This window comes from Dactylosporangium sp. CA-092794 (genome assembly GCF_050948465.1).
Taxonomy (GTDB): Bacteria; Actinomycetota; Actinomycetes; order Mycobacteriales; family Micromonosporaceae; genus Dactylosporangium.
On the sequence record NZ_CP192044.1, the window covers coordinates 1,789,741 to 1,802,662 of the forward strand.

The 12,922-nt window shown below is 72.5% G+C and carries 11 protein-coding genes; 9 read left to right on the plus strand and 2 right to left on the minus strand.

What is annotated here, in order from left to right; genetic code table 11:
- The first annotated feature begins 207 nt into the window (after positions 1-207).
- From ACQPXD_RS07910 to dapB, 5 genes are all read left to right on the plus strand, one after another.
- Complete coding sequence (locus tag ACQPXD_RS07910; RefSeq protein WP_432836254.1) at positions 208-1,155, plus strand: bifunctional riboflavin kinase/FAD synthetase; 948 nt, start codon at positions 208-210, stop codon at positions 1,153-1,155.
- A gap of 107 nt (positions 1,156-1,262) precedes the next feature.
- Positions 1,263-1,532, plus strand: coding sequence for a 30S ribosomal protein S15 (rpsO, locus tag ACQPXD_RS07915; RefSeq protein WP_432836256.1), 270 nt, complete (start codon positions 1,263-1,265; stop codon positions 1,530-1,532).
- Positions 1,533-1,752: 220 nt separating this feature from the next.
- Positions 1,753-4,149, plus strand: a complete 2,397-nt coding sequence (locus ACQPXD_RS07920; protein WP_432836258.1) for a polyribonucleotide nucleotidyltransferase — start codon at positions 1,753-1,755, stop codon at positions 4,147-4,149.
- A gap of 3 nt (positions 4,150-4,152) precedes the next feature.
- Positions 4,153-5,475 (plus strand): M16 family metallopeptidase, encoded by a 1,323-nt coding sequence (locus ACQPXD_RS07925; RefSeq protein WP_432836260.1) that lies wholly within the window; start codon positions 4,153-4,155, stop codon positions 5,473-5,475.
- A 70-nt stretch (positions 5,476-5,545) separates the two neighbouring features.
- Positions 5,546-6,250 (plus strand): 4-hydroxy-tetrahydrodipicolinate reductase, encoded by a 705-nt coding sequence (gene dapB, locus ACQPXD_RS07930; RefSeq protein WP_432843711.1) that lies wholly within the window; start codon positions 5,546-5,548, stop codon positions 6,248-6,250.
- 48 nt (positions 6,251-6,298) lie between these two features.
- Here the strand turns inward: dapB and ACQPXD_RS07935 are convergent, their stop codons facing one another.
- Entirely contained in the window at positions 6,299-6,922 is a 624-nt protein-coding gene (locus ACQPXD_RS07935; RefSeq protein ID WP_432836262.1) for an N-acetyltransferase family protein, read from the minus strand.
- A gap of 223 nt (positions 6,923-7,145) precedes the next feature.
- On the opposite strand from ACQPXD_RS07935, the gene ACQPXD_RS07940 reads away from it, so the two are divergent.
- Positions 7,146-8,453 carry a glycosyltransferase 87 family protein gene (locus ACQPXD_RS07940; RefSeq protein ID WP_432836264.1) on the plus strand — a complete coding sequence of 436 codons (1,308 nt, stop codon included), beginning with the start codon at positions 7,146-7,148 and terminating at the stop codon, positions 8,451-8,453.
- A 101-nt stretch (positions 8,454-8,554) separates the two neighbouring features.
- On the plus strand, positions 8,555-9,790 hold the full coding sequence (locus ACQPXD_RS07945; protein WP_432836266.1) for a winged helix-turn-helix domain-containing protein: 1,236 nt from the start codon (positions 8,555-8,557) through the stop codon (positions 9,788-9,790).
- Positions 9,791-10,997: 1,207 nt separating this feature from the next.
- Here the strand turns inward: ACQPXD_RS07945 and ACQPXD_RS07950 are convergent.
- Positions 10,998-11,156, minus strand: a complete 159-nt coding sequence (locus tag ACQPXD_RS07950; protein WP_432836268.1) for a hypothetical protein — start codon at positions 11,154-11,156, stop codon at positions 10,998-11,000.
- 116 nt (positions 11,157-11,272) lie between these two features.
- On the opposite strand from ACQPXD_RS07950, the gene ACQPXD_RS07955 reads away from it, so the two are divergent.
- Both ACQPXD_RS07955 and thyX read left to right on the plus strand, forming a co-directional pair.
- A complete protein-coding gene (locus ACQPXD_RS07955) occupies positions 11,273-12,130 on the plus strand; it encodes a DUF2752 domain-containing protein (protein ID WP_432836270.1) in 858 nt (285 codons plus the stop codon).
- 18 nt (positions 12,131-12,148) lie between these two features.
- Positions 12,149-12,886 carry an FAD-dependent thymidylate synthase gene (gene thyX / locus ACQPXD_RS07960; protein WP_432836272.1) on the plus strand — a complete coding sequence of 246 codons (738 nt, stop codon included), beginning with the start codon at positions 12,149-12,151 and terminating at the stop codon, positions 12,884-12,886.
- Positions 12,887-12,922 lie beyond the last annotated feature (36 nt).

Consider the following 12,922-nt stretch of genomic DNA (forward strand, 5'->3'; position numbering starts at 1 on the left):
CACCGGCGGCTATCGACGCCCAGCCGGCGGCGGCCGCCCGAACATGAACCACCACCATCCGGCGCTGCCCTCATGCATCACGCCAGCGGACGCGACCGGGGGCGGGGGGTGACGTGTGCGGAGGCGCGGGCACGGGCGCCCAAAGAGGGAGGTGCGGGGCGGGTGACGCGCGGGGGAGGGGCGGGGTGAGGCAGTAGGCTCGGTGCCATGCAGCGGTGGCGGGGAACGCAGGCGGCGCCCGGTGGTTGGGGGCGCGCGGTCGCGACGATCGGCGTGTTCGACGGGGTCCACCGGGGGCACCAGCAGATCATCGGGCACGCCGTGAAGCGGGCCGGGGAGCTCGGTGTCCAGTCGGTCGTCATCACGTTCGACCCGCACCCGTCCGAGGTGGTGCGGCCCGGGTCGCATCCGGCGGTGCTGACCGAGCCGGGGCGCAAGGCCGAGCTGATCGAGGCGCTCGGCGTCGACGTGCTGTGCGTCATTCCGTTCACCGTCGAGTTCTCCCGGCTGTCGCCCGAGGCGTTCGTGCACGACGCGCTCGTCGAGCACCTGCACACGGCGCTGATCGTGGTCGGGGAGAACTTCCGGTTCGGGCACAAGCAGCACGGCGACGTGGAGCTGCTGCGGCGGCTCGGGCGCACGTTCGGCTTCGCCGTCGAGGGGGCGAAGCTGGTCGCCGACGAGGGGACGGTGTTCTCCTCGACGTACATCCGCAGCTGTGTGGACGCCGGCGACGTGTTGGCGGCGGCCCGGGCGCTGGGGCGGCCGCACCGGCTGGACGGGATCGTGGTCCGCGGTGACCAGCGCGGCCGGGAGCTCGGGTTCCCGACCGCAAACCTGCTGGTCCCGGCCAACGCGGCGGTGCCGGCGGACGGCATCTACGCGGCCTGGCTCGACCGGGACCGCGACGGCGCGCGGCACCCGGCGGCGGTGTCGATCGGCACCAACCCCACCTTCTCCGGCAAGGAGCGGCGGGTCGAGGCGTTCGTGCTGGACTTCGAGGGCGACCTCTACGGCGAGCGGGTCAGCCTCGACTTCGTCGAGCGGCTCCGTGAACAGCGCACCTACCAGGGCATCGAGCCGCTGGTCGCGCAGATCACCGAGGATGTGGCGCAGACCCGCGACGTGCTGCGCAACGGTCCGATGCGGGGCTGAGCCGACCGGTCTGTTAGCCTTGGATAGACGCCGGGTGACCGGCGGGGGTCAGGCTGCCTGCACGACGCCGCGGGAGCCGGCCGACGAATCCACGGTAAAGGGAGAACATGGCGCTCGATTCTGCGCAGAAGACCGAGATCATGTCGAAGTATGCGACCACCGAGGGCGACACCGGATCGCCGGAAGTCCAGGTGGCGATGCTGACGAAGCGGATCGCGGACCTCACCGAACACCTCAAGCAGCACAAGCACGACCACCACAGCCGGCGCGGCCTGCTGCTGCTGGTCGGCCGTCGCCGCCGCCTGCTCAACTACCTGCAGCGCAGCGACATCGCGCGCTACCGCTCGCTGATCGAGCGGCTCGGCCTGCGGCGATAACGACGCACCGGCGCAGGAGCGGCGACAATTCGCCGCTCCTGCCCGCAGTAGTGACACACTGGAATGGCAGCGCCCCGCCGAGCGGGTCGGCGCACCGGTCCTCGGTAGTGGCTTCCGGGCAGCCCAGCAGGGCTCACCGCCCCGTGAGCTTCGATCGAAGACCGGCCGCAGACAGCTCCGCCGAGGGCGAACCACGACCCAAAGGGAGCAACAAACCAACATGACCGAGCAGAACACTCTCGGTACTCACAGCAGCACCGCGGTCATCGACAACGGCTCGTTCGGTACCCGGGAGATCACCTTCTCCACCGGGCGCCTGGCGCGTCAGGCGGCGGGCTCGGCGCTCGCGCAGCTCGGGGAGACCGTGGTCCTGTCCGCGACCACCGCCGGGAAGCAGCCCAAGGACCAGTTCGACTTCTTCCCGCTGACGGTGGACGTCGAGGAGCGCATGTACGCGGCCGGGCGCATCCCCGGCTCCTTCTTCCGCCGCGAGGGCCGCCCCAGCGAGGACGCGATCCTCACCTGCCGGCTCATCGACCGGCCGCTGCGCCCGAGCTTCGTCAAGGGCCTGCGCAACGAGGTCCAGGTGGTCGAGACCGTCCTCGCGCTGGACCCGGCCCACCCGTATGACGTCGTCGCGATCAACGCCGCGTCGTTGTCGACGAAGCTGTCCGGCCTGCCGTTCTCCGGCCCGATCGGCGCGACCCGCATGGCGCACGTCGACGGCCAGTGGGTGGCCTTCCCGACCGTCGAGGAGCTCGGCCGGGCCACGTTCGACATGGTCGTGGCCGGGCGCGTGCTGCCCGACGGCGACGTGGCGATCATGATGGTGGAGGCCGAGGCGACCGAGCACACGGTCGGCCTGATCGCCGGCGGCGCGCCCGCGCCGACCGAGGAGGTCGTGGCCGGCGGCCTGGAGGCCGCCAAGCCGGCCATCCGCGAGCTGTGCCGGGCCCAGGCCCAGCTGGCCGAGGTGGCCGCGAAGCCGGTCCAGGAGTTCCCGGTCTTCCTCGACTACCAGCCCGACGCCTACGACGCCGTCGCCGGCGCGCTCAAGGACGAGGTGGCCGAGGCCCTGCGCATCGCCGCCAAGGCGGAGCGCGAGGACGCCCTCGACCGGATCAAGGACGCCGCGTTCCAGCGGCTCGCCGGGCAGTTCGAGGGGCGCGAGAAGGAGATCGGCGCCGCGCTGCGCTCGCTGACCAAGAACGAGGTCCGCGCCCGCGTGCTGCGTGAGCAGGTCCGCATCGACGGCCGCGGCCCGCGCGACATCCGGCCGCTGACCGCCGAGGTGCAGGTGCTGCCCCGGGTGCACGGCTCGGCGCTGTTCGAGCGCGGCGAGACCCAGATCCTGGGCGTGACCACCCTGAACATGCTGCGCATGGAGCAGACGCTGGACACCCTCGCCCCCGAGAAGTCCAAGCGGTACATGCACAACTACAACTTCCCGCCGTATTCCACCGGCGAGACCGGTCGTGTCGGCGCTCCGAAGCGGCGCGAGATCGGCCACGGCGCGCTCGCCGAGCGGGCCCTGATCCCGGTGCTGCCGGCCCGCGAGGAGTTCCCCTACGCGATCCGCCAGGTCTCCGAGGCGCTGGGCTCCAACGGCTCGACCAGCATGGGCTCGGTCTGCGCCTCCACCATGGCGCTGCTGTCCGCCGGTGTGCCGCTCAAGGCTCCGGTCGCCGGCATCGCGATGGGCCTGATCTCCGACGAGGTCGACGGCAAGACGCAGTACGTCACCCTCACCGACATCCTCGGCGCCGAGGACGCGTTCGGCGACATGGACTTCAAGGTCGCCGGCACCCGCGAGTTCGTCACCGCGCTGCAGCTGGACACCAAGCTCGACGGCATCCCGTCCGACGTGCTGGCCGGCGCCCTGCAGCAGGCCCACGACGCGCGGCACGTCATCCTCGACGTGATGGCCGAGGCGATCGAGTCGCCGGCCGGCATGAGCCAGTACGCGCCGCGGGTGACCACGGTCCGCATCCCGGTCGACAAGATCGGCATGGTGATCGGGCCCAAGGGCCAGACCATCAACGCGATCCAGGACGAGACCGGCGCCGAGATCAGCATCGAGGACGACGGCACGATCTACGTCGGTGCGACCGACGGCCCGTCGGCCGAGGCCGCGGTGGAGCGGATCAACGCGATCGCCAACCCGACCATGCCGAAGGTCGGGGACAAGTTCCTCGGCACCGTGGTCAAGACGGCCGCGTTCGGCGCGTTCATCTCGCTGCTGCCCGGCCGCGACGGCCTGCTGCACATCTCGAAGGTGGGCAACGGCAAGCGGGTCGAGAAGGTCGAGGACTTCCTCAACGTCGGCGACAAGGTCGAGGTGCAGATCGCGGACATCGACAACCGCGGCAAGATCTACCTCGACAAGGTGCTGGCCGAGGGCGAGGTCGCGGCGGCGCCCGCCGAGGGTGCCGAGCGGCCGCCCGCGCGTGACCGCGGCGACCGCGGCGACCGGGGCCCGCGCCGCGACCGCGGCGGTGACCGGGGCGAGCGCGCCCCGCGCCCGGCCGCGGCCGAGGGCGGCGGCGAGGACGCCCCGGCCGGTGACGAGGGCGAGGGCGGGGAGTTCCGTCGCCGGCGCAACCGGCACAGCAGCTGACCCATGGCGAGCCGAGCAATCACCCAGACGCTGTCCGACGACCCGCTGGGCGGCACCGTGCGCCGCACGGTGCTGCCCAACGGGCTGCGGATCCTGACCGAGTCCATCCCGGCGATGCGCAGCGTGTCGTTCGGCGTCTGGGTCGGCATCGGCTCGCGGGACGAGACGCCCGCCCTGTCGGGCGTCTCGCACTTCCTCGAGCACCTGCTGTTCAAGGGCACCAAGCGGCGCTCCGCGCTGGACATCTCCGCGGAGATCGAGGCGGTCGGCGGGGAGACCAACGCGTTCACCGCGAAGGAGTACACGTGCTACTACGCGCGGGTGCTCGACGCGGACCTGCCGCTGGCCATCGACGTCGTCTGTGACCTCATCACCGACTCGGTGCTCACCGAGGCCGACGTGGAGACCGAGCGTGGCGTGATCCTCGAGGAGATCGCCATGCACGACGACGAGCCCGGCGACGAGGTCCACGACGTCTTCACCGAGGCCGTGTACGGCCACCACCCGCTCGGCCGGCAGATCTCCGGCACGGTGACGAGCATCTCGGCGCTGAGCCGCAAGCAGATCGACGGCTTCTACCGCAAGCGGTACCGCCCGGAGACCATGGTCGTCACCGCCGCCGGCAACCTCGACCACGCCAAGGTCGTGCGGGCCGTGCGCGCGGCGTTCGACCAGGCCGGCTGGGGCGACACCGCGGGCGTGCCGGCGCCGCGGCGCGTCCGCGCCAACCGGGTGCCGACCCGCTCCGGGCAGGTCGTGGTGCGCAACAAGGACACCGAGCAGGCGCACATGGTGCTCGGCTGCACCGGCTACCCGCGCCAGCACGACGACCGCTTCGCCCTCGGTGCGCTCAACAACGTGCTCGGCGGCGGCATGTCCAGCCGGCTGTTCCAGCAGATCCGCGAGCAGCGCGGACTCGCCTACTCGGTGTACTCCTTCACCTCGCAGTACAGCGACTCGGGCCTCTTCGGCGTCTACGCCGGGTGCGCCCCGGGCAAGGTCGAGGAGGTCCTCGCGATCACCCGCGACGAGCTCACCCGGGTGGCCGCGGAGGGCGTCACCGACGCCGAGGTCGAGCGCGGCAAGGGCATGCTCAAGGGCGCCGTCGTGCTCGGCCTGGAGGACACCGGGTCGCGGATGAGCCGCCTGGGCAAGGGCGAACTGCTCTACGACGAGCTGCTCTCCGTCGACGAGATCCTGCGCCGGGTCGACGCGGTCACCCCGGAGCAGGTCCGCAAGGTGGCGGGTGAGCTGCTCAACCGGCCCATGTCACTCGCGGTGATCGGCGACTTCGAGGACGGCGCGTTCGACCGGGCTCTCCTCTGACGATAGGTTGAGCGGCGTGACCGAAGACGTAACGCCGATCCGGGTCGCAGTGCTGGGCGCCCGCGGCCGCATGGGTGCCGAGGTGTGCCGGGCCGTCACCGCGAGCGACGGCCTGGAGCTCGTCGCCGCCCTTGACGCCGGTGACCGGCTCGACGACCTGACCGAGGCCCGCACCGGGGTCGTCGTGGACTTCACCACGCCCGACGTGGTGATGGACCACGTGCGGTGGTGTGCCGAGCACGACATCAACGTGGTCGTCGGCACGTCGGGCTTCACCGCCGAGCGGATCGAGCGGGTGCGGGGCCTGATCGCCGGCAAGCCCGGCCTCGGCGTGATCATCGCCCCGAACTTCGCCATCGGCGCCGTGCTGATGATGGAGTTCGCCGCCCGCGCCGCCCGGTTCTTCGAATCCGCCGAGATCGTCGAGCTGCACCACCCGCAGAAGGTCGACGCGCCCAGCGGCACGTCGCTGCGCACCGCGCAGCTCATCGCCGAGGCCCGGGCCGCGGCCGGCCTGGGCGCCGTGCCGGACGCCACCAAGGAGGAGATGGCCGGCGCGCGCGGCACCGACGTCGAGGGGATCCGGGTGCACTCGGTGCGCTCGACCGGGCTCGTCGCCCACCAGGAGGTGCTCTTCGGCACCGCGGGCGAGACCCTCACGATCCGGCACGACTCCTACGAGCGGACGTCGTTCATGCCGGGGGTACTGCTGGCCGTCCGGTCGGTCGTCAAGCGCCCCGGGCTGACCGTGGGACTCGGGCCGCTGCTCGGCTGAGTGTCCCATTTTGTGGGATATGACGGCTTCAATTGCGTCGCAACAGCGTCACGTGCCGGTAACGGGTTCCTCGGAAAGCGACACGTGCCACCTGATTTGCGGTACCAGCAAATCATCGACATCTAGCGATCGAGTGACGCCGTCGGGTGCCCACCCGGCACCTTCCAGAAACCGGCCTGTTACACGGTCGTCAGCGAACGTCCAGGCCAGCGCTGTCGTGAATCCGTCAGTTCGCCATAAATCCACACTTGCCGCCAGCAATCGGCTGCCGTGTCCGCGCCGCCCCCAGCGCGGCTCCACCAGCACGTCCGTGATTGCCGCGGTGGCCTCAAATGCCTTGTCAAGGGTGGTGTGATCTTCATTGGGTGCAAGGACGCTGTCGTCTGCCGGACCTGACGCCGCGAACCCCACCACGTATGCTGATTCGGGTCCGGCCGCCGGCTCCGAAACGGGCGAATCGACCTGTTCGATCGCCACGAGGACCCGGTGCGCAGGACTGGGCGGCTCCGCGATTGCGTCCCGCCACCTGCGGGTAATCCAATCCTCGTCCAGCTGGTCGAGGATGTGTTTGGGCAGCAGTCGTCGGTAGGCGACCCGCCAGGTCGTGAGTTGGATGCGCGTGATCTCGGCGACGTCGTCGAGTCGCGCCGGACGGACGAACCCGAGCGTCATGAAGCAGCAGCCTACGGATTTTGTGTGAAGCGCGACGCGGCGGGGTAGCGCCCGCTCGTCACAGTTGGACCTGCGCGAGCGTTGAGTCTGACGGGGTAACTTCCGGCGAGACCGAGCAGTAGCGAGTGGGAGGGCAGAGCAGGTGGCGGAGCGAGGGCGAGTCGCCGTTTCGACGGCCGTCCGGCCCAAGCTGCGGCCCGGAGTCAGGAAGACGCTCATCGTGGTGGCCGTGTGGGCCGTCGTGTGGGCGTTCCTGTCCGTGGCGGCCGCGCACAACGGGTTCTTCGACCTCAAGGTCTACTACGGCGCGATGGACTACTGGGTCAACCGCGGCGGCGACATCTACGACTACCTGACCCCGGGCACGCCCTACGGCTTCACCTACCCGCCGTTCGCGGCCGCGCTGATGACACCGATGTCGCTCATCAGCTGGAACACCGCGATCGTCATCAGCGTGACCATGAACGTGCTGGCCATGGCCGCCATCCTCACCTGGCTGCTCGGGCCGGTGATCAAGCGGCAGGGCTGGTCGTACTGGTATGCGATGGGCATCGCCGGCGCGCTCGCCGCCGCCTTCGAGCCGGTCCGCGAGACGGTCAACTTCGGGCAGGTCAACATCCTGCTGCTGTTCCTCGTCGTCGCCGACGTGATGGTGCTGCTGCGCCGCGGCCACAAGCTGGCCGGCATCGGCATCGGCCTGGCCACCGCGATCAAGCTCACCCCGGGCATCTTCATCCTCTACCTGCTGCTCACCCGCCGCTGGCGGGCGGCCGCCGTGTCCGCCGCCACCGCCACCGCCGCGACCTGGGCCGCGGCCACGTTCGCCCCGGACGCCTCGCGCGTGTTCTGGACCGACGCGATGTGGAACACCGACCGGGTGGGCTCGCCGACCTTCGTGTCCAACCAGGCGCTCACCGGCCTCGTCGGGCGGATCTTCAACCCCGACCCGATGAAGCCGCTGTGGGCGCTGCTCGTGCTGCTCACGCTCATCGTGTGGTACTGGCGGGTCCGCCGCGCGATCCGCAACCGCGACGAGGTCGCCGGCCTCGCGCTCACCGGCATCGTCGGCTGCATGGTGAGCCCGATCACCTGGATCCACCACCTGGTGTGGGTGCTGCCGTCGATCATCGTGCTCTTCGACTACGCCACCGACCGCTCGCTCGACCAGCGCCGCCGGCGCAACCTGGCGATCGCCTTCGGCTTCTCGTTCGCGCTGCTGTGCAGCCGCACCCCGTGGGCCTTCCACGAGAAGTTCGACGGGCTCGGGCTCGTCGGCAGCAACGCGTACATCCTCCTCATGATCGGCCTGCTCTTCGGCCTGCCGATCCGGGAACCGGCCGACACCGGCTCGGGCCAGGGGCTCTCCAGCGAGCCCGGGCGCTCCAGCGGGCCCGCCGTCGAGGACGTGCCGGACCTCGTCGAGATCGACCGGAACGTGAACGCCGCCTTCCACGCGGTCGGTGCCGGTGGCGCAGTCCGGGGCGAACCCGGCCCGGGCGTAGAACCGGCGCGCCCGCTCGTCGGCGCCTAGCACTTAGCAGCCTGACCCGACCGGCGGCCCAGCGCAGCTCGCGCAGGGCCGCCGGCCGGGTGTCGTGGCCGAAATTTTGTCGTACCCCCGCGTTAGCCTCCTTGGCGATGACCGACTTTCTGACGCTCACGCAGGCACGGCGGGTCGCCCTCGCCGCGCAAGGCTTCGCCGACCGCGCTCCGGCCGGCCCGCCGGAGCGGCGCCACCTGCGCCGGGTGGTGGAGCGCACCGGCCTGCTGCAGATCGACTCCGTGAATGTCGTCCAGCGGGCGCACTACCTGCCCGCCTACAGCCGGCTCGGGCCCTATGAGCCGGCCCTGCTCGACCGGCTCGCCTACCGCCGGCCCCGGGAGCTGTTCGAGTATTGGGCGCACGAGGCCTCCCTGGTCCCGGTCCACCTGCACCCGATGCTGCGCTGGCGGATGCGCTCCGGCGCGGCCTGGGGCCGGATGGTGCGCATCGCCCGCGAGCAGCCCGACCTGGTGCGCTGGGTGCTCGAGGAGATCCGCGCCAAGGGTCCGGTCAGCGCCGCCGAGGTCGAGGGCGACCTGATCCAGCCGCGGCGCAAGGACCACTGGGGGTGGAACTGGTCGGACACCAAGACCGCGATCGAGTGGCTGTTCTACTCCGGCGAGGTGAGCGTGGCCCGGCGCAACTCGTCGTTCGCCCGGGTGTATGACGTGCCGGAGCGCATCCTGCCGCCCGACGTCATCGCCGCGCCGACGCCCGAGCCCGCCGACGCCTACCGGGAGCTGGTCCGGGTCGCCGCCCGCGGCCTGGGCGTGGCCGCCGAGGCCGAGCTGCGCGACTACTTCCGGCTCCCGCTGGCCGGCGCGCGCACCGCGATCGCCGAGCTGGTCGAGGCCGGGGAGCTGGTGCCGGTCGAGGTGGAGGGCTGGACACCGCGCGCCTACCTGCACGCCGAGGCCCGCATCCCGCGCCGCATCGCGGCCGCGACGCTGGTCAGCCCGTTTGACCCGCTGATGTGGGAGCGGGCCCGGGTCCAGCGGCTGTTCGGGTTCAACTACCGGATCGAGATCTACGTGCCGCCGCTGCAGCGGCTGTATGGGTATTACGTGCTGCCGTTCCTGCTCGGCGACCGGCTGGTCGCGCGCGTGGACCTGAAGGCGGACCGGAAGGCCGGGGTGCTGCAGGTGCCGGCGGCGTGGGCGGAGCCGGTGGCAGGCCGCGGGGCACCGTCGGGCGGGGAGGTGGCGGAGCGGCTGGCGGGTGAGCTGCGGCGGTTCGCGGGGTGGCTGGGGCTGGGCTCGGTCGAGCTGCCGCAGCGCGGGGATTTCGCGGAGGCGCTGTCGAAGGCGCTGGCGGCCGGGGCTTGAGCTCGACCGCCAGCATGCTCTAGCCCGCACCGACCGAGCGGAGGCCCTCGCCGGGCGGGGTGAGGCGGCATCGGGACGGGCGAGGCGGCATCGGCGCGGCCGCGTTGCTGCGTATGCGGTCGGTGTGGCTGGCCCGCGGCCGCCGTGCCGCGCGCCGCCCCGCGCCGACCCGTTCCGGCCCGCGCGCGCCGGACCTGCGCGCCCGACCCGTCCGTGCCCTGCGCCGGCCCGCGAGAATTCGCGCCGCCCCGCGCGCCCGACCCGTGCCCGGCCCGCGCGCACTCGCTCCGACCCGCGCCGGCCCGCGCGCCTGACCGCGCGCGCCTCGTTCCGGCCCGCACGCCCCGCGCAGGCCCGCGCACCCGACCCGTGCGCGATCCGCCCCGACCTGCGCCGACCCCCGCGACCCGCGCCGCCCCGCGCGCATCCGCGCCGCCCCCCGCGACCCGCGCGCATCCGCGCCGACCCGCGTGCCGCCGTGCCGCGCGGACCCCGCCGCCCCGCGCCGAGCTGCGCGCACTCGCGCCGAGCCGCCCCGGCCCGCGCGCACTCGCTCCGACCCGCGCCGGCCCGCGCGCCTGACCGCGCGCGCCTCGTTCCGGCCCGCACGCCCCGCGCAGGCCCGCGCACCCGACCCGTGCGCGATCCGCCCCGACCTGCGCCGACCCCCGCGACCCGCGCCGCCCCGCGCGCATCCGCGCCGCCCCCGCGACCCGCGCGCATCCGCGCCGCCCCCGCGACCCGCGCGCATCCGCGCCGACCCGCGTGCCGCCGTGCCGCGCGGACCCCGCCGCCCCGCGGCGAGCTGCGCGCACTCGCGCCGAGCCGCCCCGGCCCGCGCGCATCCGCGCCGACGCGCCGGCGCCGCCGGCCGGCGTGCCGCGCGTATCCCGCCGCCCCGCGCCGAGCCGCGCGCATCCGCGCCGTGCCGCGCGCCGCCGAGCCGCGCGCACCCCGCCGCCCCGCGGCGAGCTGCGCGCACTCGCGCCGACCCGCCCCGGCCCCGCGTGTATACCCGCCCCGGCCCCGCGCGCATCCGCGCCGACGCGCGCCGGCGCCGCCGGCCTGCGTGCCGCGGTGCCGCGCATCGCGCCGACCCGTGCCGAGCCGCGCACTCGCGCGCATCCGCGCCGGTCTGTTCCGGCCCGCGCGTGAACCGCGCCGGCTCGCAGCCGCCGTGCCGCGCGCGCCCCGCGCCGGCCCGCAGCTATCCGGGAAGCGGCACCACCTGGCCGTCGTGCCCGCCGATGACCGCGATGTCCGGCCTGCGCGTCGCGCCGGTCACGGCGAGCGCGGGCGGCGGGTCCCGCGCGGGGGGCTCCACGCCGCGGAGCACGGCGCAGTGACCGGAAGTCTCCGCGATCATGCGGCACCCGCCGCCGACACCAACGGTTTTTCATGATCACGGAGTGAACGTGTACCCCTGTGTACTACAAGTCTCCGGGATCATGGCAAACCCGCGGTGCGGCCACTACGGACATCATGATCGCGGAGACATTCCGTCCGGGCCCTGCCGCGCCGGCTTTCTCCGTGACGGCCGGGGTGATGCCGGCCTGCCCCAAGCGCTGGTCGACGGGCTCGGCGGGCTGGTCCACGAGACGCCGCACGCCGACGATATGTCCGAAGTCGCTGCACATGATCGTGCTGGGCCGCTCCATGGCCGAAGCCGTCGTCGCGGCCGGCCTGGGACGAGCGGGCCGCCGGGCGGCACCCGGGGAGGCTCACGGGTGGGGTGAGGGGTCGACCTTGGGGTGTAGCTTATTGAGCGTGACGTCACCTCTGCCTGCCGTTGTCCCGGGTGTGCTGCCCGAGATCGGGCATCAGGATGTGCAGGAGTCCGCCGGGGTGTTTCCGCCCGGGTTTGTGCCGCCGGTGTATCAGTATGCGTACCAGCCGCCGCCCAAGGGGCGGTTTGCGCGGTTCGTCGACCGGCTGCCGGGGTGGGTGGCGCCTGCCGGGCTCGGGGGCGTCATTTCCGGCGGCATTGCGTACACGCTGCTGATGAAGCCCGCCTCCGCCGGGGCCAGCGACTCGCCGACGTGCATCGTGAAGCTGCTCACCGGGTTCGACTGCCCGGGGTGCGGTGGCACGCGGGCCGCCTGGTATCTGTTGCACGGTGACATCCCGGCGGCGGCGCATCACCACGCGCCGTTCGTCTTCGCGGTGCCGTTCCTCGCGTATTTGTACGTCGCCTGGACGGTGAATCGGCTCAACCTGCCGTTCAAGCTGCCGATGCTGCGGATCTCCAACCGGGCGCTGATCATCTTCCTGGTGGCCTGGCTGGCGTTCTCCGTGCTGCGCAACCTGCCCTGGGCGCCGTTCACCTACTTCTTCGTTTAGGGCGGGTACGCTCGGCGAATGCTGTCCGTCAGAGCGATCGCCTGGACCCACTTCGAACCGCCGGCCGACGTGCCCTGGTCGACTGACGCCGACGGAGGGCAGGCGCTGGCCGAGTTCGCGGGGCGGGCCTGCTACCAGTCGTGGGGCAAGCCGAATCCGGCCACCGCCACCAACGCCGGCTACCTGCGGCACATCCTGGAGGTCGGGCACCTCTCGGTGCTCGAGCACGGGTCGGTGACGTTCTACCTGACCGGCGTGTCGCGGTCGTTCACGCACGAGCTGATCCGGCACCGCCACTTCTCGTACTCGCAGCTCTCCCAGCGCTACGTGCCGGGGCGGGAGACGCAGATGGTCGAGCCCGCCGTCGTCGCCGAGGACCCGGCGCTGCACAAGACGTTCGTCGAGGCGAGCGAGGCGGCGCTGCGGGCGTACAACGAACTGCTCGAGGGGCTCGAGGCGAAGTTCGCCGACGTAGAGAACGGCACGCTGCGGCGCAAGCAGGCGCGGCAGGCGGCGCGGGCGGTGCTGCCCAACGCGGCGGAGACGCGGGTCGTGGTGACCGGCAACTACCGGGCCTGGCGGCACTTCGTGACCATGCGGGCCACCGAGGCGGCCGACGTGGAGATCCGCGAGGTGGCCGTCGCCTGCCTGCGGGAACTGCAGCGGATCGCGCCCAGCGTGTTCGGGGATTTCACGATCTCGGTGCTATCTGACGGGACAGCGGTGGCGTCCCCGCAGTACACCTGGGAATCTTGAGAAATGCTCGGCGCGAGCTTCCGCTAGGTTGTGCGT